25 protein-coding genes are annotated in these 25,182 nt (G+C 45.2%); 12 read left to right on the top strand and 13 right to left on the bottom strand.

Annotation, left to right across the window (positions count from 1 at the left end; all coding sequences use genetic code 11):
- Positions 1-2: 2 nt before the first annotated feature.
- Positions 3-455, bottom strand: a complete 453-nt coding sequence (locus R5H20_RS02450) for a MarR family winged helix-turn-helix transcriptional regulator (protein WP_006638648.1) — start codon at positions 453-455, stop codon at positions 3-5.
- A gap of 114 nt (positions 456-569) precedes the next feature.
- Here R5H20_RS02450 and R5H20_RS02445 point away from each other — a divergent pair, with 114 nt between their 5' ends.
- Complete coding sequence (locus R5H20_RS02445; RefSeq protein WP_081605391.1) at positions 570-1,214, top strand: YczE/YyaS/YitT family protein; 645 nt, start codon at positions 570-572, stop codon at positions 1,212-1,214.
- Positions 1,215-1,681: 467 nt separating this feature from the next.
- On the opposite strand, the gene rocF is transcribed toward R5H20_RS02445, so the two are convergent.
- The 3 genes from rocF to R5H20_RS02430 all read right to left on the bottom strand — a co-directional run bounded on the left by rocF (position 1,682) and on the right by R5H20_RS02430 (position 5,424).
- Positions 1,682-2,575, bottom strand: coding sequence for an arginase (rocF, locus tag R5H20_RS02440; RefSeq protein WP_006638646.1), 894 nt, complete (start codon positions 2,573-2,575; stop codon positions 1,682-1,684).
- Between the two features lie 11 nt (positions 2,576-2,586).
- On the bottom strand, positions 2,587-3,981 hold the full coding sequence (locus R5H20_RS02435; RefSeq protein ID WP_224254514.1) for an amino acid permease: 1,395 nt from the start codon (positions 3,979-3,981) through the stop codon (positions 2,587-2,589).
- A 240-nt stretch (positions 3,982-4,221) separates the two neighbouring features.
- Positions 4,222-5,424 (bottom strand): ornithine--oxo-acid transaminase, encoded by a 1,203-nt coding sequence (locus R5H20_RS02430; RefSeq protein ID WP_006638644.1) that lies wholly within the window; start codon positions 5,422-5,424, stop codon positions 4,222-4,224.
- A 231-nt stretch (positions 5,425-5,655) separates the two neighbouring features.
- On the opposite strand from R5H20_RS02430, the gene R5H20_RS02425 reads away from it, so the two are divergent.
- From R5H20_RS02425 to R5H20_RS02410, 4 genes are all read left to right on the top strand, one after another.
- Positions 5,656-7,065 carry a sigma-54 interaction domain-containing protein gene (locus R5H20_RS02425; protein WP_006638643.1) on the top strand — a complete coding sequence of 470 codons (1,410 nt, stop codon included), beginning with the start codon at positions 5,656-5,658 and terminating at the stop codon, positions 7,063-7,065.
- A 132-nt stretch (positions 7,066-7,197) separates the two neighbouring features.
- Positions 7,198-8,004: a cystine ABC transporter substrate-binding lipoprotein TcyA gene (tcyA, locus tag R5H20_RS02420; protein WP_006638642.1), complete on the top strand. Its 807-nt coding sequence runs from the start codon at positions 7,198-7,200 to the stop codon at positions 8,002-8,004.
- Entirely contained in the window at positions 7,991-8,692 is a 702-nt protein-coding gene (locus R5H20_RS02415; protein WP_029418926.1) for an amino acid ABC transporter permease, read from the top strand. The genes tcyA and R5H20_RS02415 overlap by 14 nt, the downstream gene beginning before the upstream one ends.
- A gap of 14 nt (positions 8,693-8,706) precedes the next feature.
- The gene (locus R5H20_RS02410) at positions 8,707-9,450 is read left to right on the top strand and encodes an amino acid ABC transporter ATP-binding protein (RefSeq protein ID WP_006638640.1); all 744 of its coding nucleotides are present in this window, start codon (positions 8,707-8,709) and stop codon (positions 9,448-9,450) included.
- A 37-nt stretch (positions 9,451-9,487) separates the two neighbouring features.
- On the opposite strand, the gene R5H20_RS02405 is transcribed toward R5H20_RS02410, so the two are convergent.
- From R5H20_RS02405 to R5H20_RS02395, 3 genes are all read right to left on the bottom strand, one after another.
- Positions 9,488-11,209 (bottom strand): methyl-accepting chemotaxis protein, encoded by a 1,722-nt coding sequence (locus R5H20_RS02405; RefSeq protein WP_006638639.1) that lies wholly within the window; start codon positions 11,207-11,209, stop codon positions 9,488-9,490.
- Between the two features lie 15 nt (positions 11,210-11,224).
- Positions 11,225-12,889, bottom strand: coding sequence for a pyridoxal phosphate-dependent decarboxylase family protein (locus tag R5H20_RS02400; protein ID WP_006638638.1), 1,665 nt, complete (start codon positions 12,887-12,889; stop codon positions 11,225-11,227).
- Between the two features lie 334 nt (positions 12,890-13,223).
- Positions 13,224-14,081, bottom strand: a complete 858-nt coding sequence (locus tag R5H20_RS02395; protein WP_006638637.1) for a LysR family transcriptional regulator — start codon at positions 14,079-14,081, stop codon at positions 13,224-13,226.
- A 125-nt stretch (positions 14,082-14,206) separates the two neighbouring features.
- Here R5H20_RS02395 and R5H20_RS02390 point away from each other — a divergent pair, with 125 nt between their 5' ends.
- The 5 genes from R5H20_RS02390 (at position 14,207) to R5H20_RS02370 (ending at position 19,186) form a co-directional block, all read left to right on the top strand.
- Positions 14,207-15,325: a Gfo/Idh/MocA family protein gene (locus R5H20_RS02390; protein ID WP_006638636.1), complete on the top strand. Its 1,119-nt coding sequence runs from the start codon at positions 14,207-14,209 to the stop codon at positions 15,323-15,325.
- A 145-nt stretch (positions 15,326-15,470) separates the two neighbouring features.
- Positions 15,471-16,133, top strand: a complete 663-nt coding sequence (locus R5H20_RS02385; protein ID WP_006638635.1) for a YczE/YyaS/YitT family protein — start codon at positions 15,471-15,473, stop codon at positions 16,131-16,133.
- Between the two features lie 399 nt (positions 16,134-16,532).
- The gene (locus tag R5H20_RS02380) at positions 16,533-17,501 is read left to right on the top strand and encodes a hypothetical protein (RefSeq protein ID WP_006638634.1); all 969 of its coding nucleotides are present in this window, start codon (positions 16,533-16,535) and stop codon (positions 17,499-17,501) included.
- Positions 17,456-18,766 carry an MFS transporter gene (locus R5H20_RS02375; protein WP_317907762.1) on the top strand — a complete coding sequence of 437 codons (1,311 nt, stop codon included), beginning with the start codon at positions 17,456-17,458 and terminating at the stop codon, positions 18,764-18,766. Before R5H20_RS02380 ends, R5H20_RS02375 begins: the two co-directional genes overlap by 46 nt.
- An 18-nt stretch (positions 18,767-18,784) precedes the next feature.
- Positions 18,785-19,186: a hypothetical protein gene (locus R5H20_RS02370; protein ID WP_006638632.1), complete on the top strand. Its 402-nt coding sequence runs from the start codon at positions 18,785-18,787 to the stop codon at positions 19,184-19,186.
- A 136-nt stretch (positions 19,187-19,322) separates the two neighbouring features.
- Here R5H20_RS02370 and R5H20_RS02365 read toward each other — a convergent pair whose 3' ends face one another.
- The 4 genes from R5H20_RS02365 to R5H20_RS02350 all read right to left on the bottom strand — a co-directional run bounded on the left by R5H20_RS02365 (position 19,323) and on the right by R5H20_RS02350 (position 21,193).
- The gene (locus R5H20_RS02365) at positions 19,323-19,481 is read right to left on the bottom strand and encodes a YrzI family small protein (RefSeq protein ID WP_006638631.1); all 159 of its coding nucleotides are present in this window, start codon (positions 19,479-19,481) and stop codon (positions 19,323-19,325) included.
- Positions 19,482-19,501: 20 nt separating this feature from the next.
- Positions 19,502-19,987, bottom strand: a complete 486-nt coding sequence (locus tag R5H20_RS02360; RefSeq protein ID WP_224254453.1) for a GyrI-like domain-containing protein — start codon at positions 19,985-19,987, stop codon at positions 19,502-19,504.
- Positions 19,988-20,050: 63 nt separating this feature from the next.
- A complete protein-coding gene (locus tag R5H20_RS02355) occupies positions 20,051-20,194 on the bottom strand; it encodes a helix-turn-helix transcriptional regulator (RefSeq protein WP_236836333.1) in 144 nt (47 codons plus the stop codon).
- Between the two features lie 246 nt (positions 20,195-20,440).
- Complete coding sequence (locus R5H20_RS02350; protein ID WP_006638629.1) at positions 20,441-21,193, bottom strand: alpha/beta hydrolase; 753 nt, start codon at positions 21,191-21,193, stop codon at positions 20,441-20,443.
- Positions 21,194-21,299: 106 nt separating this feature from the next.
- On the opposite strand from R5H20_RS02350, the gene R5H20_RS02345 reads away from it, so the two are divergent.
- Positions 21,300-21,971 carry a 4'-phosphopantetheinyl transferase family protein gene (locus tag R5H20_RS02345; protein WP_006638628.1) on the top strand — a complete coding sequence of 224 codons (672 nt, stop codon included), beginning with the start codon at positions 21,300-21,302 and terminating at the stop codon, positions 21,969-21,971.
- A gap of 40 nt (positions 21,972-22,011) precedes the next feature.
- On the opposite strand, the gene R5H20_RS02340 is transcribed toward R5H20_RS02345, so the two are convergent.
- Positions 22,012-23,361 (bottom strand): aminotransferase-like domain-containing protein, encoded by a 1,350-nt coding sequence (locus R5H20_RS02340; RefSeq protein ID WP_006638627.1) that lies wholly within the window; start codon positions 23,359-23,361, stop codon positions 22,012-22,014.
- Between the two features lie 112 nt (positions 23,362-23,473).
- Here R5H20_RS02340 and R5H20_RS02335 point away from each other — a divergent pair, with 112 nt between their 5' ends.
- Positions 23,474-24,421 carry a DMT family transporter gene (locus R5H20_RS02335; RefSeq protein WP_051056692.1) on the top strand — a complete coding sequence of 316 codons (948 nt, stop codon included), beginning with the start codon at positions 23,474-23,476 and terminating at the stop codon, positions 24,419-24,421.
- A 29-nt stretch (positions 24,422-24,450) separates the two neighbouring features.
- Here the strand turns inward: R5H20_RS02335 and R5H20_RS02330 are convergent, their stop codons facing one another.
- On the bottom strand, positions 24,451-25,182 hold the full coding sequence (locus R5H20_RS02330) for a thioesterase II family protein (protein ID WP_006638625.1): 732 nt from the start codon (positions 25,180-25,182) through the stop codon (positions 24,451-24,453).

The raw sequence follows: 25,182 nt of genomic DNA, 5'->3' as shown, positions 1-25,182 counted from the left end.
CATCAATAATTTCTCTTGTTTCCCTTTTTTACAAATTCCCAGTCTTTTTCGATATTTTTTCTTACTCTTTGAAGAAGATTGAAAATGGTTTCCGCTTCTCTTTCGGAAAATCCCGCTAATGCAACATTATTCGAATGCTCATTTTCTCTTTTTATAAAAGGAAATACCTTTTTTCCCTTTTCTGTTGGAAAGAGTTTTTTTATTTTTTTGTTATGTTCATCATCTTTCTTTTCAATAAAGCCCTTCATTTCAAGTTTTTTGATTGCACGAGCTGCGGTTGTTCGGTCTACTTTAATCATCTCAGCTAACTTTTCCTGAATGATTCCCGGGTTTTCACATATTCGGACAAGGTACAAATACTGCCCTTTTGTAAGGTCATATTCTTTAAATTCGATATTGCTTATAGAATCTAACGCCCTGGCAATCATTCCAATTTCACGAAGAATTTCTTTCATAATTTCCTCCTTGGCACATATTTTTGTTGCAAATGCAATAAAAAAGGTATACATTGAATATAACCCAACTTTGTTGCATTTGCAATAAAAATCATGATCAAGAGGTCGACTAAAATGAAATATGTTTTTTATGTATTAGGAATTTTAATATTATCTCTTGGTATTTCTTTCACGATCCAATCAGACTTTGGAACTTCACCTTTTGATGCACTTTTGGTAGGACTGTCTATAAATGTCGGGCTAACTGTGGGAAGTTGGGAAATAATAATAGCTTCCATATTGATATGTTGTAATTCATTTTTAAAAAGACAAAAACCAGAAGTTTTGGGGTTGTTAACAGCATTTATAACGGGTATTGGTATTGATATGTGGCTTTTTTTATTGCACTCTTTTGTAACACCTGAATCTTTGTACAGTAAAGTTGTTTGTTTTGGAATCGGCTTAGTTGTTATAGGATTAGGAACTGCAACATATTTACACACAAATTTTGCACCGATTCCAGTTGACCAATTAACATTAATCATACAAGAATTAACGAGGACAAATATATTTTTTTCGAGAACATGCATTTACCTCGTATTCTTGATAATGGCAATGATTTTAAATGGACCAATTGGCGTTGGAACTGTATTAACCGTTTGTTTAGGCGGGCTAATACTTAATTGCTTTATGCCATTTACCGGAAAAGTATTAGATCGCATATTAATACACTCTAGTACACCACCAAATGAGGAAAAAGAGGAAAACCATTCAATATAAAATGCAGCTTACATGTTTTTTCCTACAAGCTTTTGATCACTCGTCCATTTTTTATGTTCAGAAAGAGAAAAAGCCCTCCCGCACACCTAGCCAAGCTTGGCCGGTTGAGGGGGGCTCTTAGCGGCGGTGAGGGGAACTTGTTCGCTCACATATTGTCTTAGTAGCGCAGCCAATGCAGCTGTTTTGAATATGCAAAGCTTCGCTCTATTTTTTCTTATTTTGCAGAGGATTTTTCCGGAGTCAAGTCTTGAGAAAACCTCCTGATGATTTTTCGATCTGATATAGTTCTCAAGCGAGGGCTTGAGACGACAAACTGATCAAACAACACCGGGAAGAATTCCTTGTATTGAATATGGACACAGACATCGTCCTTTTAGAAGGTTTTTCTTTGTTATAAAATGGTGAAATGAATAAAAAGGCTGTCGATTTTCTCGACAGCCTGAGAGCGATGATGCGTTCTTTTTTGTTTACAGCAGTTTTTTCCCCAGCAATGACTCGACCAGCTCGACGGCCGCTTCACCGGTTTTATTTTTATGATCCAGTATCGGATTGACTTCGACAAATTCTGCGGAAGTAATGATATCCGCATCATAAAGCATTTCCATCGCCAAATGGCTTTCCCTGTAGCTGATGCCGCCGACGACCGGTGTACCCACTCCGGGAGCGTCGCTTGGATCAAGGCCGTCCAAATCCAGGCTTAAATGGATGCCGTCGCAATTGGCCGACAGGTATTCAATCGTCTCCTCGATCACCTTCGACATTCCCAACCGGTCGATTTCATGCATCGTATAGACCTTCATTCCGGTCTTCTTGATATATTCCCGCTCTCCTTCATCAAGAGAACGGGCGCCGATGATGACGACGTGCTCAGGTTTGATTTTCGGGGCGTACCCGTAAAGATTGACAAGCTTTTCATGGCCCAGGCCAAGGCTTACAGCAAGCGGCATGCCGTGGATGTTGCCTGAAGGCGATGTTTCCAGCGTATTTAAATCTCCATGTGCATCATACCAAATGACACCGAGCTGTTGATAATGCTTTGCCACACCGGCCAATGTCCCGATGGCAATGCTGTGGTCTCCCCCCAGCACGAGCGGAAAACGGTCCTGCTCAATGACATGGTCGACAATATCGGCCAATTTTTGATTCCCTTCCAAAACAGAGGCTAAATTTTTTAATCCTTCGTCATGTTTAGGCTGGTCGCGGTTGATCGGCACATCCCCGAGGTCATGAATGTCGTATCCCAACTCAGCGATGCGTTCCACGATATTTGCGTAGCGGATGGCGCTTGGCCCCATATCCACTCCGCGCCTTGACTGTCCCAAATCCATCGGCATACCAATTAAAGAAATGTGTTGATTCATCAGCTTTCACCTCATTGTTGATTTTGTTTTGGGTAGATCATGACGTTTTCCTGTTTTTGCTGCGCATCCATGCGTTTCTTTCTATAAAACAAATGATAGACAAAATAGCAGCCTGCCATAAATAAAATCCCGCAGTATAATGCCATCCTCTGCTCTGAATCAAAGGCTAAGCTGACCAGCACGGTGCTGTTTAAAATAAACCCGGCAAGCGGCAAAAACGGATAGAAAGGCGTTTTGAATTTCAGATCTTCCACCTTTCCGCCTTCTTGCACATACCGTCTGCGGAACAACAGCTGCGACAGCGTGATCGTGATCCAGCCGACCTGCGCGCTCAAACCGGCAAGCGACAGCAGCCAGATATATAAGGTTTCTGCGGCGACAACGCTTGAAACAAGAGACAGTCCCGCAAAGCCCAAGGTGATCCAAAGCGCGTTCATCGGGATGCCCCGATGATTGACCCTGCTTAAAGCAGAAGCGGCCATCCCTTCTTTCGCCAATGAATACAGCATCCTCGTCGATGCGTATAAACCCGAATTCGCAACCGACAGCAACGCGATCAAAATGACGAAATTCATCAAATCGGCGGCATAAGGAATCCCAATCTGTTCAAACACGATGACAAACGGACTTTCGACGACTCCTGCTTTTTTCCACGGAATCAACCCGGCAAGCACGAATACGGACAAGCCGAAAAACACGAGCGTCCGCCATACGGTTTGCTTAATGGAACGCGGCACCGTCTTTTCGGGGTTTTCGCTCTCCCCTGCCGCAATCCCGATCAGCTCGGTTCCCTGGAAAGCAAAGTTGACGGTAATCATCGTAATGAAGATGGCGCCGATCCCGTTTGGAAAGATGCCGTCACCCACCAAATTGGAGAAAAACGGTGCAGGCTGCCCTCCTTTCATGTCAATCAAGCCGAACATCGCACCTCCGCCAAGAATAATGAACAGAAGAATAACGATGATTTTAATGCCGGACAGCCAAAATTCGGATTCTCCAAAAGCTTTTGCAGACAGCGCATTCAGCATAAAAAGCAGCCCCCCGAAAACAAGGCACCATATCCAGACATCGACATGGGGAAACCACCTTTTCATCAGCTGCCCGGCGGACAAAAATTCCAAAGCGACAGTCACCGACCAGCCGAGCCAGTAGATCCATCCGACGGCAAAACCAGTCGCGGGTCCGATAAACTTTGTCGCATATGTCTGAAATGATCCTGACACCGGCATGGCCACCGCAAGCTCTCCAAGACAGAGCATCGTAAAATACATAATCATCCCGCCCGCCAAATAGGAGAGAATCGCTCCGATGGGCCCCGCCTCATTGATGGTATATCCTGTACCCAGGAAAAAACCCGTCCCGATCACCCCGCCGAGCGAGATCATAAATAAATGCCTTGACTTCATCGTCCTTTTCAATGTATATTGCTGATCTTGTTCACGATTCAAACATTCCACACCCCTTCTGATTCATTTCTCCCTGTTTTTTAGCACCCTTTGTCAGACATCAAAACTGTCCTTGCATATGACAAAATAACTATTTTTTCAATCTTCTGAACATTTTCCTTATATTTCAATTTTTGACAAACTTCGCAAAACAGCGAAAAAAACAGGCTGAACAACCCCTTTATTGTTCAGCCGTTCCCCTTACTTCGACAAAACACGGGTAATCTTTTCAATGGCCCAGTCGAGATCCTCTCTAGAGATCACCAAAGGAGGCGCAAAACGAATGACCGTCTCATGCGTCTCTTTGCACAGCAGCCCTTCTTCTTTCAATTGTTCACAATACGGACGCGCTGCTTCGGTAAGCTCCACTCCGATAAAAAGGCCTCTTCCGCGGACTTCCTTAATCTTAGGATGGTCGATTTGCGAAAGCTTTTCTTTAAAATAAGCCCCAAGCTCCAAAGAGCGTTCGGCAAGCCGCTCATCTTCCAAAACCTCAAGGGCGGCGATGGATACGGCGCATGCCAGCGGATTTCCGCCGAAGGTCGACCCGTGAGAGCCTGGATTAAACACGCCCAGTACATCACGGTTTGCTGCAATGCATGAAATCGGAAATACGCCGCCTCCAAGCGCTTTACCCAAAATGTACATATCAGGATCGACTTCCTCCCAGTCGCAGGCAAACATCTTGCCCGTACGCCCCAGTCCGGACTGTATTTCGTCGGCGATGAACAAGACATTGTTTTCCTTGCAAATCTCAGCGGCCTGTTTTAAAAAGCCTTCAGGCGGAATGACGATTCCGGCTTCCCCTTGTATCGGCTCGAGCAAAAAAGCCGCGGTGTTTGGCGTGATCGCCTTTTTCAGCGCTTCCAAATCTCCGTACGGAATCAGCTTGATGCCCGGAAGCATCGGCCCAAAGCCGCGCTTATATTCTTCTTCTGATGAAAGGGACACGGCCAGCATTGTCCGCCCGTGAAAGTTTCCTTCACATGCGATGATTTCCGCTTGATTGTCGGCTACGCCTTTGACATCGTAAGCCCAGCGCCGCGCCGCTTTGATTGCGGATTCAACCGCTTCGGCCCCGGTATTCATTGGGAGCACCATGTTTTTTCCAGTCAATGCTGCAACCTTTTCATAAAAAGGACCGAGCCGGTCATTGTGGAAAGCTCTTGACGTCAAGGTGATTTTATCGGCCTGGTCTTTCAGCGCCTGAATGATCTTCGGATGTCTGTGCCCTTGGTTGACGGCGGAATAGGCGCTCAGCATATCCATATATCGATTTCCTTCAGGGTCTTTTACCCATGCCCCTTCAGCCTCTGAAATAACGATCGGCAGAGGATGATAGTTGTTTGCACCGTATTGTGCTGTTTGCTGCATAATTTCTTCGGACTTAGATAAAACAGTCATTATGATTCCTCCTTCTTGTTATAGGACAACAGCCAGATGTCATTTTTTCTGTCTCGCTCTTCTTAATTGCAAGTTTCATGCCAAGCGACAAATTACCGGAAATTCAGGCAATTCGCGCAACTCATATGCCAATTTTTTTGCACTTTTACATCGTATATGCATGAAAATTTTGCACCCCGGAACATTCTTCGCTTAAAATAAAAGCAGATTGGGACAAAGGGGGATATTCATATGCTGATGGATCTTGAACTCCTGCAGCTTATTTTTCAGCGAATCATCAATGAAATTGATATCGGCCTGCACATCGTCGATGAAAACGGCACATCGGTCGTATACAACAATAAAATGAAGCAGATTGAAGGAATGGATGTGGAGGATGTGCTCGGCAAAAACCTTCTCGATGTGTTTACATTTGCAGAGCATGACAGTACGCTCCTCCAGGCTCTTCAATACGGCAAAACGATCAAAAACGTGAAGCAGACGTACTTTAATAACAAGGGCCAGGAAATCACAACCGTCAATCATACGTTTCCCATATTGAAAAACGGGAACATTAAAGGTGCGATCGAGATCGCAAAAGATGTCACAAAGCTGGAGCGGCTGATCAGAGATAATATGAATAAAACGGAAAATGCAAAGTATACGTTTGACAGCCTGATCGGGGACAGCCCGGCGTTCAGGGAGGTGTGCGAACACGCAAAACGGGCGACCCGCACCTCTTCATCGATTCTCATCGTCGGAGACACCGGAACCGGAAAAGAGCTGTTTGCCCAAAGTATACATAATGGAAGCCAAAGATCAACAGGGCCATTTGTCTCACAAAACTGCGCCGCTCTCCCCGAAAGCCTTGTCGAAGGCCTTCTGTTCGGAACGACGAAAGGAGCCTTTACAGGCGCTGTCGACCGTCCCGGCCTTTTTGAACAGGCAAATGGCGGTACACTGCTGCTTGATGAAATCAATTCACTGGATTTAAATTTGCAGGCCAAACTTTTGCGTGCCATCCAGGAGAAAACGATTCGGCGGATCGGCGCTTCCAAAGACACGCCGATCGACGTCAGAATCATTGCGACGATGAACGAAGATCCCGTCGATGCCATCAGCGCCCAGCGGCTTCGCAAAGATTTGTATTACAGGCTGAGCGTCGTCACCTTGTTCATTCCTCCATTAAAAGATCGAAAAGAAGATATCCTGCCTCTCGCACTCCATTTTATCGATAAATACAATGCGCTGTTTCAAATGGAGGTCAAAGGCATGGAGGATGAAGTCAGCGAATTTCTGCTTTCTTATGATTGGCCTGGGAACGTCAGGGAGCTTGAACATTTGATCGAAGGCGCGCTGAATATGATGTCATATGAAGAAACCATCGATCTTACACACCTTCCCTTTCAATACCGGACAAAATCACAGACAAAAGACCGACTGCAAAAACACTACGGCTATGAATTTTTTGCAACGCTGCCTTCCGGTTCCGCTCCCCCTTTAAAGGAACAGATTGAGAATGCCGAGAAATATTTTATTCAAAAAACGATCAAAAAATGCGACAACAACATATCAAAGGCGGCAAAAACACTGGGGATCAGCAGGCAGAGCCTGCAATACCGCTTAAAAAAATGGGGAATCCGGCCGGATCAAGAACGGTGATCACCTTCAAACGCTTTTCATCACTAAAAACGAATTTCTTGACTCATACTAAAAAAAGTTTATGCTTTACTTTTGGAAGGCCCTTAAGTAAAATCATATCAAATAAATCCAATCAGAAAAGTGGGGAATAAAATGAAAAAAGCAATATTCGCAGCGCTCATGACACTATTGATCGCCGTAACAGCGGCTTGCGGAGCCACAGGTGATAATGCTAAGGATCAAAACACAGGGGGCGGCAAAAACCTTTGGTCTCAGGTGAAAGATAAAGGTGTACTAACAATCGGTACGGAAGGAACGTATGAACCTTTCACGTTCCATGATAAAAAAACCGACAAACTGACCGGATATGATGTAGAAGTCATGCAGGAAGTCGCAAAACGGCTCGGCTTGAAAGCTGAGTTTAAAGAAACGCAGTGGGATAGTATGTTTGCCGGCCTGAACTCAAAACGTTTTGATGTCATCGCCAACCAGGTTGGTAAAAAAGGCCGTGAAGACAAATACGAATTTTCCGATCCATATACGACTTCCCAGGCTGTCGTCGTTACAAAAAGCGGCAGCGAATTGAAAGCTGAGAACGATGTCAAAGGAAAAACAGCGGCACAGTCATTGACGAGCAACTATAACGATCTGGCGCAAAAAGCCGGCGCGAAAATCGAAGGCGTTGAGGGCATGGCCCAGGCTTTCCAGCTGATTCAGCAGGGCCGTGTTGATCTTACTTATAATGACAAGCTCGCGGTGCTCAACTATTTGAAAACATCAGGCAACAAAAATTTGAAAATCGCTTTTGAAACAGGCGATCCGCAAACAACACATTTCACATTCCGAAAAGGAAGCGGCGAGCTGGTTGATAAAGTGAATGGTGCGCTGAAAGAAATGAAAGAGGATGGTACGCTGTCTAAAATCGCGCAGAAATGGTTTGGCGAAGATGTTTCTAAATAATATGCAGGCGGCCATCGGAACAGCCATCCCGTGGGATCTTGTCCGGGAGTCGTTTTGGCCGATTTTTTTAAGGGGAATCTACTACTCGATTCCCCTTGCCATTCTCTCTTTTATATTCGGAATGATCATCGCGCTCATTACGGCGCTGGCGAGAATGTCAAAATCTCGGATTTTAAAAGCGATTTTCAGCATATATGTCTCAGCGATCCGCGGAACGCCGCTGCTCGTTCAGCTGTTTATCATCTTTTACTTGTTTCCGGCGTTTCAAGTGACGATCGATCCTTTTCCAAGCGCTGTCATCGCGTTTTCTCTTAATGTCGGCGCCTATGCGTCAGAAATTATCCGCGCTTCCATCCTGTCGGTTCCAAAAGGGCAGTGGGAAGCCGCTTATTCGATCGGGATGACCCAGAAAACGGCGCTCTCACGAGTCATTTTGCCTCAGGCTGTGCGCGTTTCGATTCCGCCATTATCAAATACATTTATCAGTTTGATTAAAGACACATCTCTCGCATCACAAATTTTGGTTGCCGAATTATTCCGGAAAGCCCAGGAAATCGGCGCTGCCAATCTTGATCAGATTTTAATTATCTATATAGAAGCCGCATTTATCTACTGGATCATCTGCTTTGTTCTTGCGCTCGTTCAGCAGCAGATCGAACGGCGCTTAGACCGGTATGTGTCCAAATAAGGAGGGATATCTCAATGCTTGCGATAAAAGGGCTGAATAAATCTTTTGGCGAAAACGAAATCTTAAAAAAGATTGATTTGAATATCGAAAAAGGGAAAGTAATCGCCATTTTAGGGCCTTCCGGTTCGGGAAAAACGACGCTGCTTCGCTGCCTGAACGCGCTTGAAATTCCAAACCGCGGAATCCTTTCATTTGACGACTTTACAATCGACTTTTCAAAAAAACATAAGCAGGCCGACCTGCTTCGACTGCGGAGAAAGTCGGGAATGGTGTTTCAAGCCTATCACCTGTTTCCACACCGCACCGCGCTTGAAAATGTGATGGAAGGGCCGGTAAAAGTGCAAAAACGCGACAAAGCGGAAGTCAAAAAAGAAGCGATTCAGCTTTTAAAAAAAGTCGGCCTCGAGGAAAAAATGGACCTCTATCCGTTTCAGCTTTCAGGCGGACAGCAGCAGCGCGTCGGCATCGCCCGCGCCCTAGCCATCAAACCTGAGCTGATGCTGTTTGATGAGCCCACATCCGCCCTTGACCCTGAGCTGGTCGGAGAGGTGCTGAAGGTGATGAAAGATCTGGCAAACGAAGGCTGGACAATGGTCGTCGTCACCCATGAGATCAAATTCGCGCAGGATGTCGCGGATGAAGTCGTGTTTATCGACGGAGGCGTGATCGTTGAACAGGGACCGCCGGAGCAAATCTTTTCGGCGCCAAAAGAAGAGCGGACAAAACAGTTTTTAAACCGGATTTTGAACCCGGTGTAAGCAAAACAGCCTGATCTTAGATCAGGCTGTTGCTGTTTTATTCGGCTAATTTAAACCGGGACGCCGCTTCTTTCAATTCTTCAGACAGCGAGGACAGCTGCTCAATGGCTGAAGCGATCTCTTGCATGCCGGCGCTTTGCTGCTCGGCTGCGGCGGCCACTTCTTCAGAGCCTGCCGCCTGCTCCTCGGTAACGGCAGATATCTGCTCCATGGCAGAAGAAATGTTCTGATAGGATTCTTTCACTTTTAACAGAGATTGCAGCAATTGATCCGTTCTCTCGGCAAATTGAGAAATCCCTTGAAAGATGCCTGAAAAATTCTCATATGTTCCATTAATTAAAATCTGGCCTTTATCGACCGCTTCACTGCCTTCATGAATGCGCTCCATGACAAGACGGCTGCTCTCCTGCGTTCCCGCTACAAGCTGTGAAACGGATAATGCGGCTTCTGCCGAGCGCTCGGACAGCTTTCTGACTTCCCCGGCGACAACCGCGAAGCCTTGTCCTTCTTCACCGACCCGCGCAGCTTCAATCGAGGCGTTCAGCGCCAGTAAATTCGTCTGTTCGGCAATTGAAGAAATCATTCCAATGACTTTTTCGATTTCCTCTGTATGGTTGTGCATGTCTTGGGCCGCTTGCTTTGACTCTTCCATAACGTTTTTGATTGTATTGGTTTGCTGCAAAGTTTCTTCCACAAGCTCCTGCCCTGTCTTGGAATCTTTGCTGACACCTTCTGCAACCTGCTTCATCTCGTTCACCTTGTCGGTCACGTGTGAGATCTGCTTATCGATTTCAGCTGCGGATGTATGACAATCCGTAACAGATGAGACGACTTCATTGATTCCCTCGCTCATGCTGTTCATCGATTCCGCCACCTGCGCCGCGCTCTCACTTGACTCGGAAGATACATTTTTCAGCTGAAGGCTCGTGTTTGACACCTCTTGCGAAGAGGCGGATATGTGCCCGATCAAACGTCTTAAATTATCGCTCATCCGCTCAAAAGAGGCCGCTAATTTGCCGACTTCATCGCTGCTTTTGACGGACACTTCGGCAGATAGGTCACCGTCGGCGATTTTTTCCGACGCCTTCATCAACTGTCTGATCGGCTTGGCAATATACGTGCCGAGGAAATAGGCCATCAGCATTCCGATCAGTATGACAAACAGCGAGATCCCCAGCGTATACCATTGCGCTTTTTCAGCTGTTTTTGGGATCACGGAAGCATCAAGGTCAATGCCCAATATACCGGTCTGCTCCCCGGAATCGTCTGTAAGCGGCAGAAAAATCGATTGATGAATCCCGTATTTGTCTTGATATACGTCGCTTACCATCGTTTTATTGTCGGCTATCGCCTTTTTCATATCGGATGAAAAAGCATACGCCGTCCCGAAATCATTCTCTGTATCAGATAAAGCGATGATTCGTTCTTTGCCGCCTTGGTTGGAAAGAATATAAATATTTTCGAGCTTGTTTTTCTTTTTCAGCTCATCCAGGGCTTTTCTCGTTTCCTGGTACAAATCGCTGTCAGCGGATGTAATGTTCAGCTTATTGCCTTCAATGCGGTTAATCTGGCTTTCTGCAAGATGGATATCTGTATAAAGCCGGTTTTCAAACTGCTGTTTTAATTGCTCTGACAAATCTTTGCTGATCACGTTGAAAATAGCTGAAAAGCATGCAATCGTAATGATCAGGACCAAAGCGACGCCGAGCATGATTTTGACTGAAATGTGCCCTGTTAACTTTTTCTTTAGCTTGTTCATCATCCATATCCCCTTTTACTTCATCACCGTGACAGTTTCAAACTGCCGGCAGACATCCTCGATGTTTTCTTTTAAGTAGTCGATGATTTGCGGTACATGCTCAGGCAATGTATAAGGAGAAATCACGAAAAATTTGCTGACGTACAGCGGAATCTCAGCACCTTCACGCGTTCCCGCCAACAGGTGCTTTTTCGTATCTCCGAAAAACATCTTGTCCCGATTCGCACCCAGCTTCTCGAATAGCTTCTCATTCAAACGGTTGTTTCTTTCAAGCTCTTGAACGGTGCATTGTCCCGATATTTCATCGGCAAATCTCGGCGCTCCTTCAGGATAAATCCGAAACAGCGTAGACATGCCGTGGTTATCAGGATTCATAATGTCCGCCTGCGGTATGCGGCGGATGAGCTGTTCACGAAAATGAAGATTCACTTCAAGGAACTGGCCGAGCAGTTTTTGATACCCTTCGCGCCCAAATGCCATCAGCGCGCTGTACATGCTGATGGAGCTGGCCATCCGTGAACATTCCAACGTATAGCCTGTATGATAGTCGCCGTAGCCGCGGTGGCCGACATAAGGCGTCTCCTCAGGATCAAGGTCGATCCGTTTCAGATCATTTGCATTTTTGACAAGGAACAGGCTTGTGACATAAGGCGTCTGGCCCAGCTTCTGAAAATCAAAGCAAAGCGAGTCGGCTTCATGCAAGTGCTGCATTTTATCCTTGATCGCCTTGATCATGCCAAGGACGCCCGGACTGAAGGATAAAGCGTTCTCATCCACATCATAATCATTGAAAAAAGCAAAAAATCCGCCCAGAGCAGAATCTGCATGAATATGCGGAACAGGCAGATCAAAATCACCGGCTATTTCCTCAGCGGCTGACCGTACGGCCCGGACATCATCGATCCCGATCGCATCCGTCGTTCCCGTCGTGGCGACGATATAAACCGGAATACCGCCATTTTCGCAAACTTCTCTCATTTTTTTCCGCAAATCGTCCGTGTCCATGGAGTGATCAAGGTGCGTTTTGACTTTGATCAGGCGGTCGCTGCCAAGACCCGTCGCCTCCATTGACTTATACAGGCTGTAATGAGCCGCTTCTGAACAGAAGGCATAGAAGTTTCCGGGAACTCCTTCCTTAAGAGCCGAAGGCGACATTTTCGCAATCGCGATCCGCAGCCCCGTGTAAACCGCGCCTTGTCCGCCCCAAGTCGTATAGCCGCCGCTTGTCTCGGCATCATAGCCCGCCAGCTTCGACATCATCGCGGTGACCTTCACTTCAGCCTCCGCACCGGCCGGCCCGTACACATCCCATAAATTATTGCCATTGACCATAAAGGCGGTGAGCATGCCTAAAATTCCCGGAATGCTGGCCATCGGAAGAATATTGGTAAAAAAGTATTTTGTATGGTACGGATGGCTGTGCAAAAGCTTCAGCAGCTCTTCATTGACATCTTCCATCGGACGTCCTGAAACGGGAATTTTGCTTTCGGAAATCAATTTTTCATAAAAAAGGCCTTCCCTGTTCTTTTCCCCCTTGAGGTTGACCTGATCCGGATGTTTTAAATCGTCGACTCCGCGGATCAGCTGCTCGATCAGAGATAAAAATTCGCTTCTCTTCGCTGCATTTCCGTCTTCGCTCGGAAACCATTTCTGTACATCTGATGTCTTGCTTTGCTGCATGTTTCTCTCTCCTGACTGTATTTATGTTGATTTTCAAAAAAAATATCTCACTCGCCATATCGGGCAATATACCTAAATTTTTAGGATTTCGAGCCAATTTTCGTGAAAATGTTTTATTTTTGCGGTTTTTGCGGTAATGTAAAAAACTTCTTAACGTGTTGTTAAGAAGCTTATGTGAAATTATGCTTAAAAACCTGTTCCATTGACCTATAAAAAGAAGCTTCAGATTGAGGAGCGTAAACACGGGACAGAGACGGATGCAAACATACCGGCTAAAAAACAAAATACAGCACCATGAATCTCCATTCTTTTTCAGTTTGAAAAATCTCAGTTTCTAGTCATTGTACATAAGCGACTGGCTCAGCTCTCTAAACTGCTTTTCGATCGGTGTCAGCTGATGATGCAAACGGGTGATCATATACGTATTGACGTATCGATATGAAGGCGGCGCCTCCAAATACGGTCCGGTCTTAAAGCGTTTTGCGACTCTTTTGGAAACGAGGGAAATGCCCATGCCGATTGAAGCAAGCTGAACGAGCGTCTGGATGTCGCCGACCTCGATCGTTTCGCCGCGGGTTATGTTCATGTCTGCGAACATATTGTTCAAGATCGAGAGGTACAAACATTTATCTGAAAGGATAAGGACGCTTTTGCCTTCTATATACTCTTCCAATCTCGTGTTTTCTCCAATCCCTTCTCCGATGATAACCATTTCCTCCACACCCAATTGTTCGTAATGGATGTTCTTGTTGCCCATTGATCCGATCGCATGCGCAATATCAATATTTCCCAGAAGAAGCTGTTCCTCGATATATTCCGTTGATCCTGTTTTCAGCGTCACCGATAAGTTCGGATGCATTTGATAAAGCGTGCTTAATGAACCCGCCAATTGCCTTCCGCCGACCGATATCATCGTGCCGATCCGGAGTACCGGATCATATTTTTTCATTTTATTTTCTGTTTCTTCCCATAGAAGCAGCATTTTTTTAAACTGCTGATAGAGAACCTCGCCTTCTTTAGTTAATTGAACACCCTTTGAGCTTCTGATGAGCAATTCTTGACCGTAATGGGCTTCAATTTTTTTCATCTTGGCCGTCATATTTGATTGCAGATGATTGAGCTTGACCGCGGCAGCCGATATGCTGTTCAGCTCCGCAACGGAAACAAACGCCTTCATGTTTTCGATATCCACCGATTTTCGCCTCCCATCAAAAAAAGTGATATCAGCATCATACATTAACATTTTTCATGATCATGATGTCTCATTATACTTGAATTACATTTAATTGCCACATCACGGCATTGGAGGGAACATTCATGAATCATCATGTAATCAAAACGGGTATTATCGGCGGCTCTATGAATAATCAGTGGGCCAGCCGGGCCCATATACCGGCTCTTACAGAGCATCCGGATTTTCAAATCACGGCGATCGGAACATCCAACATGGAGTCTGCCAAAAAAAGCGCGGCGGCTGTCGGCGCGCCGCTCGCTTTTGCGGATATCCAGGCATTGGCTGAATCAAAAGATGTCGATTTAGTCGTCGTCAGCGTAAAGGTTCCGTTCCATTATGAAGCTTCCATCGCGGCGATCGAGGCGCACAAGCATGTGTATTGCGAATGGCCGCTTGCGATTGACACAAAACAAGCGAAGAAGCTGGCGGAATTGGCGGAGAAAGCGGGCATCCATCATGCCGTAGGCCTGCAGGCAAGGCAATCCCCTGAAATCAACTACTTGAAGCAGGCGGTGCAAAAAGGCGAGATCGGAAAGGTGCTGTCCTGCACCATGCATGTCGCTACTCAGGGAAAAGGCGGGATAACCGATGAGAAAAGCAGCTATCTGTTATATCAAGAAAACGGCGCCGACTTGCTGGCAATCAACGGCGGACATTCTCTTGATGCGCTATGCTATATCCTTGGCGGCTTTAAAGAGCTTTCCGCTCTGACGAATATCAATTATCCGGAAGCCATTGTACAGGAATCCGGTGAACGGATTCACAAAAACACCGCTGATCAAATATTAATAAACGGAACCCTTACAAGCGGCGCATCAGCTTCCGTTCATATTCAAGGGGGCGTTTATCCGGCATTTCGTTTAGACATACAAGGAGAAAAAGGCGCTTTCCGCCTGTCACAGCAGCGTTCTGCCGGACATGTGCAATTCGGCCGGCTTACGCTTGAAAAACTGTCCTATTCCGACAGCTCGGCTCTATTCACAGATGCTGAAGAAATCCGCTGGGAAAGCGTAAGACAGTCATCGGAAAAAGACGCGCATCCGGCGGGCTACGTCAAAAAAGCGTTTCATGTGCTGGCGGGAGATATTGTTGAAAACAAACGGGACATTCCCGACTTTCACGACGCGGTGAAGCTGCACATGCTGTTGGATGCGGTTCGCGAGTCGGCTGAGACAGGACGTAAAATCGTTATCGCACAATGATCGGAAGGGCTTCATCTTGCCGGCGCAACGGTTCATTCCTCTAAAACGCTTGTTCCACGGCATTCAGTGAATAATTCCTATTCTGCTCCGCATCTGATTATGATACAATAACACTCGATTGTGTTTTGGAAAGAGGGGAATCCATTTGAAGCGAGAACTTGTTCTGCGCTGGCTTTTTTATTTTGTCGGATTGCTTGTATTGTCTTTTGGGGTTTCTCTAACGATTGAAGGCAAAGTGCTCGGCATCGGTCCGTGGGACGCGTTCCATTACGGGCTGTTTGAGCTTTTGGGGCTGTCAGTCGGCCAATGGGCGATTATTGTCGGAGCGGTTATCGTAGGCTTGACATCGCTGTTTACAAAAGCTTGGCCGAAAATCGGCGCCGTATTGAACATGCTGCTGATCGGTATTTTTATAGATTTCTTTAATTATATTCTTCCTGATCCGAAAACGCTTGCCTCAGCGACCGCCGTTTTTCTGTTAGGGGTGGTTTTCATCGGCTACGGCGTCGGCATTTATGTGTCGGCCAATCTTGGCGCGGGTCCCCGCGACTCCCTGATGCTTTTGATTTCCGAGAAAACGGGCTGGAATGTGCAATGGGTCCGCAACGGAATGGAGCTGACGATATTGTTTATCGGCTGGCTTCTCGGCGGTCCGATCGGCATCGGAACCGTATTAACCGCGATCATGACAGGCGCGATTTTGCGCTTTTCGCTGCCGCAGTCCAAGCGGCTCCTTGCATACGCCGTATCAGGACGCCGGGTGGAAGCGGTCCGGCCTGTTCAGTTTTCATTGAAGAAAAACGGATGAAATATATCATCCGTTTTTTTAGTGCTTTCAGGTTAAATATTCAAAATATTATAAAATTTTTTATTGACTCATTTATTGGAATTAATGTATTATTTATACATATTAACAAAGCAAGCTATTTTTATGATTGTCATCGGAGATATCACCTACATATTTCATGTTCTCTATATACATTAAGTCATACTTAATGTATTGAGAAATAAAAATTTTGTTGGGGAGGAGGTATAGAAATGAGTATTCAAAATAAGGTGAAAAAGCTTACACAGCGCCTAGATCACATGGTTCCTGATAATACACCCGTTAAAAAACCTGCTAAATAAGTAAATGACCCTTAAATGGAGAATCCTAGACTGTAAAGTTAGGATTCTCTATATAAAATGAGTAAGGAGATGGTCAAAAATGTCCATACCCGGTTTGGTTCATTTTAAAATTCCTAAAGGTTCATTCTTTGATATACAAAAAAATGAATGTAAGGAAAAAAAGGAGTACCTTTCCCATTTGCATTTAACAGCTGAACTGACTGGAATTCCTCATCCTGATCAACACTTATCATCGATTGATGGAGAAAAATTAAAAGTTGGCAATGATACATTTTTCATGATTACAAAACTGCCTGAGATGATATGGAACAAGCTTCCTATAACTTCACATGAGATTCTGCAAGCTACAAAGGAACAAAAAGAACTGCTTTCTATGGCACTTCATCATTTGAAGAGAAATTATTCTAGAGCTTATCAGTTGATAAAAGAATTTGTCAGATCCATAGTATGGGTCAGGATACGGAAGAATTTTGTCGATAAAGACACTCAAATAACATCAGCTTCCTTTCCGATTATGCCGCTTTGTATATACATATCTGATAAAGCTACATTTCATATTCCGCCAAATAGTCTAAGCACAATACAATCCTTCCGATTTTTAGCAGAAAACCTATACCACGAAGCTGTACACCAAGTCATCAACATGAACTTACTGCTTTGTGATATTTTCAATGAAAATTACGACAGCAAAACATCAGCTAAAATAGAAATACCTTGGAGAAATACGCAAGCTATTCGCAATCAATATTGGGAATTAGATCGAGTTTTTCATGCAGCCATTGTATACAGTCAAATGCTGAAGTTTCGCATCTCTGAATTACATGAAAGCAGTCTTCATCATGAAGAGCGTAAAATTTTTGAGGAAGCGGCAGCTTCAGGATTGCAATCGGCACAACATTTAAGTGAATCACTATTAAGTCATAAAGATTCTTTTACTTCTGTTGGCATTAAACTGATCGAAGAATTGGCAAACGACATTCATGATACCGCCAAAAAAATGGAATCACATTCAGTCTTTTCATTTATCGGATCAGGAGGGAGTCAATAATTAAAACGAATAGTAAAATTGAACCTCATCAGTCTGTCATTACAAAAAAACATTCGCTAAATTATTATTTTTATTTATTATGGTCAAGCCAAACGATAGAATCTTTCGGAAGACAGATTACCATTATCGCATTGCCTTTAATTGCAATAAATCATTTAAGCTCAGGTAATTTTGCCGTGAGCCTGATCAGTTTTCTTTCTTTTCTTCCAAATTTGTTGCTCGGTTTTCATGCAGGTGCATTAGTTGACCGAATGAATAGGAAACGAGTCATGTTGTTTTGCCAATCGATGAACGCATGTCTTTTATTGATTATTCCGATCAGTTATCTGCGTGGATTTTTATCCATAGAAGTGGTTCTGGCAGTTGCTTTTCTAACCGGATGCTGTTCTATTTTTTATCAAATTTCGTATTCATCTTACCTGCCGGAAATTGTCCCCTCTCAATCTTTACTGAATGGAAATGCAAAACTGGAAGTCACCAATGGTGCAGCTCAAGTCGCAGGACCTGGAATTGGAGGATATATCATTCAATTGTTAACAGCTCCGATCGCTGTTTTTCTAGATGCAGTCAGTTTTATCATTTCTTTTATCCTAACGCTTTTTTTACCTGAAAGCAGAGTAAAAAAAAGAGATCCTTCAAATAGGCAAAGCGTCTGGAAAGACATTGGAGAGGGCATTGCATTTACCTTTCAACACCAGATATTGCGTCCCATATTGATCAGTTATAGTTTAAGCGTTTTATTTATCGGATTGTATCAATCAATTTCAGTCATATATATGACTCGATCACTAAATTTTTCCGCAAGCGATATTGGCGTCATTTTAGGTCTTGGAAACGCCGGCTTTCTTGTAGGCGCTCTGATAAGCAGAAAATTGGCCGAAAAGCTCGGAGTCGGTCGTGTGATTGTGGGTTCGTTGGGGCTGTTGGCCGTCGGTTTTTTAATTATCGGCAGTGTACCAAACAACCAATACACACTATATTTGCTCCTTCTTGGACAGTTTTTATTAAGTATGGGAGTCCCTATATATAATGTGAATTTGGTGAGTTTACGCCAAGCGATTACACCCGGACATCTTTTGGGGCGAGTCAATTCAGTATCAAAAGTATTCGGACGAGGTTTAGTTCCCGTCGGCGCGGTTATAGGAGGTATTCTCGCTACAACAATTGAGGTTCGTTATGCCGTCATTGCGGCAGGGATAGGCGGAATACTATCCATTCTGCCTGCCTTATTTTCAGAAGTCATCAACATGAAAACGATTGATTAGAAAAGGAGAATCGATGATATGGAAAAAGAATGTATCGTTAAAAAATTCAGCAAAGAAGATTACATTCCAAAATTTGAAGAAGATTTTGAAGAAGTTTGCCGACATTTACAAGCCCATAGCCAAAGGCTTTTTGAATTATTGCCGGATATCTCACTTTCCCCTGATGAAAGGCTTGAAAGGCTGGCACGCGTAATACCGACCAGTATTTTAAAAAGCGCCAATCATAAAACGGCAAGAGAAAAACTAAACGGTTTACGACACAGGCTTGATGAATTAATTCCTGATCAAAACATGAGCTATTATGATAAGATCGAGTACCTTGTTAACATCGCAGATGAAATGGTGCCCGGACAAATGAAAATGTATGAAAAATTAGAAAAAATAGGTGACAAACGCTGGTCTGATATCGGCCGTTCATAGAACCATAAAGAGCAGCATTAGGTATAGCTTGTAGAGAAAACACTACTTTCTCTACAAGCTTCCCTCACTTAATCGTTTAGAAATATGAAATATCAAAAACAAACCTTTGACAGACTTATGCCCTTCATCCACATCATCATTTGTATATCCTGGCCGCCACCTCAATCCCGGATCTATAAAGATACCTTAACCATCGATCTCTCATCTCATTGTATATTTCCTCAATCTCGTATTCTTCCGGACTTTTACTTTTTTCGCGGATGGTCAATGTGATAAAGAATAAATCAATCGTCATAGCGCAAGTATCATATATGTTTAGCGTTTCTTTACAATCGGAATCCAAATCTGCGTGACATAGTCGTCAGCCGAGATATTTCCGCCTGCCCGATAGGCTTCAAATTCTGGAGCGTCTGCATGCTCATAACCTGTAGCCGGAAACCATTCCGAGAAAATTCGCTCCCATGTTGCTTGAACGGTTGGATTCACGGGACCTACGGCATCGAACACGGCCCATGTTGATGCGGGGACTTCTTTCACGATACAGCTCTCAGGGAGGTTTTCGGCCGTTTTTTCGATGCCGATAACATAGGTGAATGTGCCGTCCCGCTCATCAAAATCCATGCAGACGCCCAGAAAGCCGAGCGGTCCGGCAAATGGTTTCAATGAGCCGGTAAAGCCGTTGTGGTTTACCTCTTCCCAGAAAGCCGGAATCTCCACTTTGTTTTGCGCCTTGTCCATAGTCGTCTGAATCGCTTTGCCGGCGATCTGAAAGGCTTCTTTTTCAACAATTTTGCATTTCATATCCTCTGCTCCTTTGATTTGAATTTGAAAGGAAAGACGGGGAAATGCCTTGAGCATCCGGCCTCATACACGGGCCTGCGAAAGGCTCATGCCGTGAAGGTTGCTGAACGCTTTTGAAAACGATTCAGGGGTGTGGCAGCCGTACTTCAACGCAATATCAACGACTTTTGCATCTGTTGCGGCGAGTTTCTGGGCCGCGACTGTCAGCCTTCGTTTGCGGATATAGTCGGCCTGCTGCCCGTCAGCATGTAGAACATGCGCTGAAAATGAAATTTTGAACAGCAGGCGATTTTCGCTGTATCTTCATGCTGCAGATCCTGGTCCAGATTTCGATAAAGTCGATGCTTTCAGCCAAACGTTTCAGGATATCCATTTTTTCTCCTTTCGGCTTCTACCTTACCAGTCCGGTTCGACGATTTCCTGTCATTCTGTGCACTTCTGTGACAGGGAAAGTCAGCTGCCTGCAAACAGCCATTTGACCGCTTCGGGAAAACGTTTCGTAAACCGCTCAAGCCGGTGGGCTCCACCTTCATCAATGACAAATTTGAGATCTTCCGGCGACACTCCGTTTTCAATTAAAATACGGAAGGCTTCCTTCGTTCTTGGAATCATTTCTTTCTGAAGATTTTCGCGGTCAGTGCCTTCCGTGCTCCCCACATCCATATAGATGCGCAGATTGGCATTTTCAAAGGATTGTGAGCGCATATATTCGGTTATACCTTGAAACCAGAAAGAACCTGACAGACTTCCGATCTTGCCGAAGGTTTCAGGGTGCAGACAGGCTGTATACATCGAAATGAGCCCGCCGAACGACTTCCCGATGATCCCGGTGTTTTCGCGGCTCCCATCTGTAGGGTAGCTCCGGTCGATAAATGGCTTGAGCTGCTTGGCCAAAAATGCGGCGTAAAGAGCCCCGTTTCCGCCATATATATGATCTGTTTTCTTTACATGAGGCTGCCGAAAAGGGGTATATTCGTTTTCCCTGTCCGCTGAAGCCACGCCGATCAAGATTAATTCAGGCATTTCTCCGCGCTCGCAGAAATGTTCAATTCTTTCTAAACTATCGCTGAACCCGGGATCAAACAGATCCCCCCTGTCATGAACATAAAGCGCGGGATAGCGTTTTCGGCCGCTTTGATATGAAGGGGGCAGATAGATGAAAAGCTCCCTTCCGGAAAACATGTCGTTGATCAGTGTGCCATTCATGATTTTTAGCTCCTTCCGTTTTGGTTCAAGAGACGCGGGTCTATCTTTCACACTCCCTGTTTGCTACAATCAATATAGACTACATATCGTAAAGAGGTTGCATGTGATGAAGATTTACGCCGTTTATATGAATCAGCTGCCAAAGCCCGATCAGTTTGAACGAATGATGGCCATCGTACCTGAGGAGAAGCGGGAAAAAGTAAACAGATACAGATATCCGGAAGACGCCAATCGGACGCTGATCGGAGACGTTCTGGCGAGAAGTATCATCAGGGAAACTTTCGGTTTGCCGTATGACCGCATTACATTCACTGCCGGACGATATGGGAAGCCGTCTGCCGAAGGCCTTCCCGATTTTCATTTCAATATTTCCCACTCTGGTTCTTGGATCGTATGCGCAGCCGGCGATTGTCCGGTTGGAGTGGATGTAGAAAAAATCAAACCGGTCAATTTTGACATCGCAGAACGGTTTTTTTCACCTGAAGAGCACCGCGACCTGATGGCAAAAAGCGAATCTGAACGCCTATCCTATTTCTATCATTTATGGACGATGAAAGAAAGCTTTGTCAAACAGGCGGGAAAAGGGCTGTCACTGCCGCTTGATTCGTTTACCGTCAAGCTCGCAGAAGACGGCCGTGTCTCACTCAAAACGCCTCCGAACTATCCGCCTTGCTATATGAAAACATATGAGCTTGATCCCGATTACAAAATGGCGGTCTGTTCCGCCGCTCCCGATTTTCCCGAGGAAATTGTGATCAAAGGGTATGATGACCTGTAAAGGCCGTGACAGATTCACGGCCTTTTTTTAAGTCCGCTCCTTAATAATAGGATGTTTCGATCGCTTGCTGCAGCCGCTTGATTCCGCGCCGGATGTCTTCCTCCTTTACATTGGTGGTGTTGATTTTTAATAGATTTCTTTTTTGAAATCCGGGTAAATAATGGGCGTCCACCGGTTCCAAAAGGATGTCGCGCTTTTTTAAGCTTTTTATGATGCGGGACGCCGGGAGTTTGCGGTCCAATACAAGATGGGTATGAACACATGGCTGATCAGGAGGATGAAACTTAACAAGACCTCCCGATGATTCGGACAGCTCCTTTAGCAGTGCGTGCAGCAGGCGCGACCTTTTTTCATAGGAAGAACGGATTTTTTGTTTATGCCTTTCAAACATCCCGCTTTTCAAATAGATTTCCAAAGCGGCCTGCGACAGCATCGAACTGTCGATATCAGTGAGTCGTTTGTATTGGTTGAACACCTCTGTCAATGAGTCCGGCAGCACGGCAACACCAACGCGCAGACCGGGAAAAATGATTTTAGAAAAACTTTTCAGATAAATAACCCGTGAAGAAACATCATATGCATATAACGGATCAGCCTTTTTATTTCCTTCCAAATCTCCTAAAAAATCATCCTCGACAATATAAACGCCGTACATTTCGGCAAGCCGGACGATGCTCTTTTTTTCTTTTTCAGAATAAGAGCTTCCAAGGGGATTGTGAAACCTTGGCATCGTGTAAAAAAATTTAATGTCTTCCGTCCGAAAAAGCCGCTCCAATTTCTCGAGATCGATTCCCTGCGACGTTCGTTCAATTCCGATTACCGGAAGCTGATGAACTTCGAGATATTTGAGCAATAAATGATAAGTCGGCTGTTCGATCAATATGTTCCGCTTCTGATTGGGAAAGGGAATCGAGGCCAGCAGAGCCAAAGCCTGCTGGACGCCTGACGTGATAAAAATATTGTTTTCGCCGGCGAATACCTGGCTATTCGCCAGCTCTTTTTGAATGACGGCTACTAGAGATGGAAGCCCTTTGGGCGTTCCATAGATAAATAAATCATTTTTATACGTATCGATCGCTTTGTTGATGCAATGCTGAAAATCGATGTATGGAAAAACATCCGGGTCAGGAGCGGATGCGGCGAAATCAATTACCGTCCTTTCCCTGTTCTGCTGCCTGTTTGTTTTTTTGACGACGTAATAGCCGCTTTTCGGCACTGAATAGATGATATGCCGTTTTTCCAGTTCGCCCAGCGCCCGAATCACCGTGCTTTTGCTGACGCGAAAGTTCTCTGCAAGCGTGCGGATGGACGGCAGCCTGTCACCTTCTTGAAACGAACGGCCTTCGATCAGCGCCTCCAGTTCATTCATCAGCCCGACGTATTTTTGCATGTTCTGCTCCTTTATCCAAAATCTGTATCGGTACAGATCTGCTTTTTTTGTATTGTATCAAACTTTGCTTCCATATAAGATGACAAAAGCCGGCAAATCAAAAACGTATTGCATGCATACGCTATGGAGATGGTCATTTTTGCACAAAACTGCTTATCTTGCAGCTGTCTTGTACGCTTTTATAATTGGGTTTTCATTTTTCTTTGTGAAATTGGCGCTTACAGCGGCGGGTCCGCTTGATATACTCGCACACCGCTTTACAATCGCCTTCTGCGCTGCGCTCGTGCCTCTTTTATGCGGATGGGTTAAAATCGCGATCCGCCCGAAGGATGTGCTGTTTATGTTGCCGCTGGCTTTATTTTATCCGGTGATGTTTTTTGCTTTTCAAGCCTTTGGACTGGTCTATACATCTTCTTCGGAAGCAGGCATCATTCAAGCCTCGATCCCGATTTTGACGATGATGTTGGCCTCCTATGTTTTAAAGGAACGCTTCAGCAAACGGCAGTTCTTTTTCACCGTATTATCAGCGGCGGGCGTGGCTTGCATTTTCTTGATGAAAAGCGCAAACATTGAAGCCGCCAATCTAAAGGGAGCCGCACTGATTTTGCTGTCGGCTCTTTCTTCGGCGGGCTACAGTGTATTGGCCAGAAAGATGACCAGGACATTCGGCTCACTGGAATTAACGTATGTCATTACAGCCGCGGGCTTCCTCTTTTTCAATGGAATCGCCGTCTTCGGCCATGCGGCGGACGGGACGCTTACCGGATTCTTCGCTCCTTATGCTCACCCGGTCTTTGTCCTGGCGATTGTTTATTTGGGCGTGTTGTCATCATTTGCGACATCCTTTTTGTCAAACTACGCTTTATCGAAAATTGAAGCCGCGAAAATGAGCATGTTTAATCATTTGGCAACATTGGTGACGATTTTGGCGGGGATTGCATTTTTGGGGGAAACGCTTGAATGGTTTCATCTCATCGGTTCCATCATGATCATTGCCGGAATCGCCGGCGCTGCTGGAGAAAAAAAACTTCCTCAACTGAAAAAGCGGAAAATCGGCTGACAGGCGCCGATTTTCCGCTTTTTGCTGATTTATTTTTGAGGCTGGCCGGCGGCCGCGATGATCGACCTGATAAGCGCGGATATCTGTTTCGTTTGCGAGAGGAGAAACATATGGCCTCCTTCAAAAGAGTGAAACTCGGCTTCCCGCACCCACTTTTTCCAGCCGTGAGCGTCCTGCATACATTTTTCATCCTTGTCCCCGTTCAATATATAAACAGGCGAGCTGACAAGCGTATGATCGGTATGGAGAAACGACTCCAGCGCACGGTAGTCTGCTCTGAAGGATGGGAGGAAATAATCCATCACCTCCCTGTTTCTTACAAGCTCATCAGGCATTCCCCCCAGCTGGATGATATGGTCAAGAAAGGCATCATCATCATAGTGGGAAACCTTTTTCCGCTTTATATCCGGCGGCTGAATCGCCGAAATGATGACGGCTTTCGGGTATATCCCTGCCTTTTCAAGTTTCTGCGCCATTCTATAGGCGACCATCCCTCCCATGCTGTAGCCAAACAACACAAACGGGCGTGTGAGCTTTGGCTCAAGTGCTGTTTGATACATTCCGACGAGTGTCTCAAAATCATCTACTAGGTCCATTTGATTTGTCCCATGGCCGGGCGGTTCGATCGCCAGCATATCGCAGTCCGCTTTTAAATGCTCATATAGCGGCCTGAATGATGTGGAATAGCCTCCCGCAAATGGAAAACAAATCAATTGCATATCGTTTGAAGCCGGTCCGAAAGCTTTTATTAAATCGTTCAT

Source organism: Bacillus sp. KICET-3 (assembly GCF_033261025.1).
Lineage (GTDB): Bacteria > Bacillota > Bacilli > Bacillales > Bacillaceae > Bacillus > Bacillus sonorensis.
This window is presented reverse-complemented; position numbering and strand designations above follow the sequence as displayed.

What these genes read in the sequence shown, in the direction of transcription:
- R5H20_RS02450 (WP_006638648.1), bottom strand. Translation starts at nt 455, where the DNA reads ATGAAAGAAATTCTTCGTGAAATTGGAATGATTGCCAGGGCGTTAGAT.
- R5H20_RS02445 (WP_081605391.1), top strand. Translation starts at nt 570, where the DNA reads ATGAAATATGTTTTTTATGTATTAGGAATTTTAATATTATCTCTTGGT.
- rocF (WP_006638646.1), bottom strand. Translation starts at nt 2,575, where the DNA reads ATGAATCAACACATTTCTTTAATTGGTATGCCGATGGATTTGGGACAG.
- R5H20_RS02435 (WP_224254514.1), bottom strand. Translation starts at nt 3,981, where the DNA reads ATGAAGTCAAGGCATTTATTTATGATCTCGCTCGGCGGGGTGATCGGG.
- R5H20_RS02430 (WP_006638644.1), bottom strand. Translation starts at nt 5,424, where the DNA reads ATGACTGTTTTATCTAAGTCCGAAGAAATTATGCAGCAAACAGCACAA.
- R5H20_RS02425 (WP_006638643.1), top strand. Translation starts at nt 5,656, where the DNA reads ATGCTGATGGATCTTGAACTCCTGCAGCTTATTTTTCAGCGAATCATC.
- tcyA (WP_006638642.1), top strand. Translation starts at nt 7,198, where the DNA reads ATGAAAAAAGCAATATTCGCAGCGCTCATGACACTATTGATCGCCGTA.
- R5H20_RS02415 (WP_029418926.1), top strand. Translation starts at nt 7,991, where the DNA reads ATGTTTCTAAATAATATGCAGGCGGCCATCGGAACAGCCATCCCGTGG.
- R5H20_RS02410 (WP_006638640.1), top strand. Translation starts at nt 8,707, where the DNA reads ATGCTTGCGATAAAAGGGCTGAATAAATCTTTTGGCGAAAACGAAATC.
- R5H20_RS02405 (WP_006638639.1), bottom strand. Translation starts at nt 11,209, where the DNA reads ATGAACAAGCTAAAGAAAAAGTTAACAGGGCACATTTCAGTCAAAATC.
- R5H20_RS02400 (WP_006638638.1), bottom strand. Translation starts at nt 12,889, where the DNA reads ATGCAGCAAAGCAAGACATCAGATGTACAGAAATGGTTTCCGAGCGAA.
- R5H20_RS02390 (WP_006638636.1), top strand. Translation starts at nt 14,207, where the DNA reads ATGAATCATCATGTAATCAAAACGGGTATTATCGGCGGCTCTATGAAT.
- R5H20_RS02380 (WP_006638634.1), top strand. Translation starts at nt 16,533, where the DNA reads ATGTCCATACCCGGTTTGGTTCATTTTAAAATTCCTAAAGGTTCATTC.
- R5H20_RS02370 (WP_006638632.1), top strand. Translation starts at nt 18,785, where the DNA reads ATGGAAAAAGAATGTATCGTTAAAAAATTCAGCAAAGAAGATTACATT.
- R5H20_RS02365 (WP_006638631.1), bottom strand. Translation starts at nt 19,481, where the DNA reads ATGACGATTGATTTATTCTTTATCACATTGACCATCCGCGAAAAAAGT.
- R5H20_RS02360 (WP_224254453.1), bottom strand. Translation starts at nt 19,987, where the DNA reads ATGAAATGCAAAATTGTTGAAAAAGAAGCCTTTCAGATCGCCGGCAAA.
- R5H20_RS02350 (WP_006638629.1), bottom strand. Translation starts at nt 21,193, where the DNA reads ATGAATGGCACACTGATCAACGACATGTTTTCCGGAAGGGAGCTTTTC.
- R5H20_RS02345 (WP_006638628.1), top strand. Translation starts at nt 21,300, where the DNA reads ATGAAGATTTACGCCGTTTATATGAATCAGCTGCCAAAGCCCGATCAG.
- R5H20_RS02340 (WP_006638627.1), bottom strand. Translation starts at nt 23,361, where the DNA reads ATGCAAAAATACGTCGGGCTGATGAATGAACTGGAGGCGCTGATCGAA.
- R5H20_RS02335 (WP_051056692.1), top strand. Translation starts at nt 23,474, where the DNA reads ATGCATACGCTATGGAGATGGTCATTTTTGCACAAAACTGCTTATCTT.
- R5H20_RS02330 (WP_006638625.1), bottom strand. Translation starts at nt 25,182, where the DNA reads ATGAACGATTTAATAAAAGCTTTCGGACCGGCTTCAAACGATATGCAA.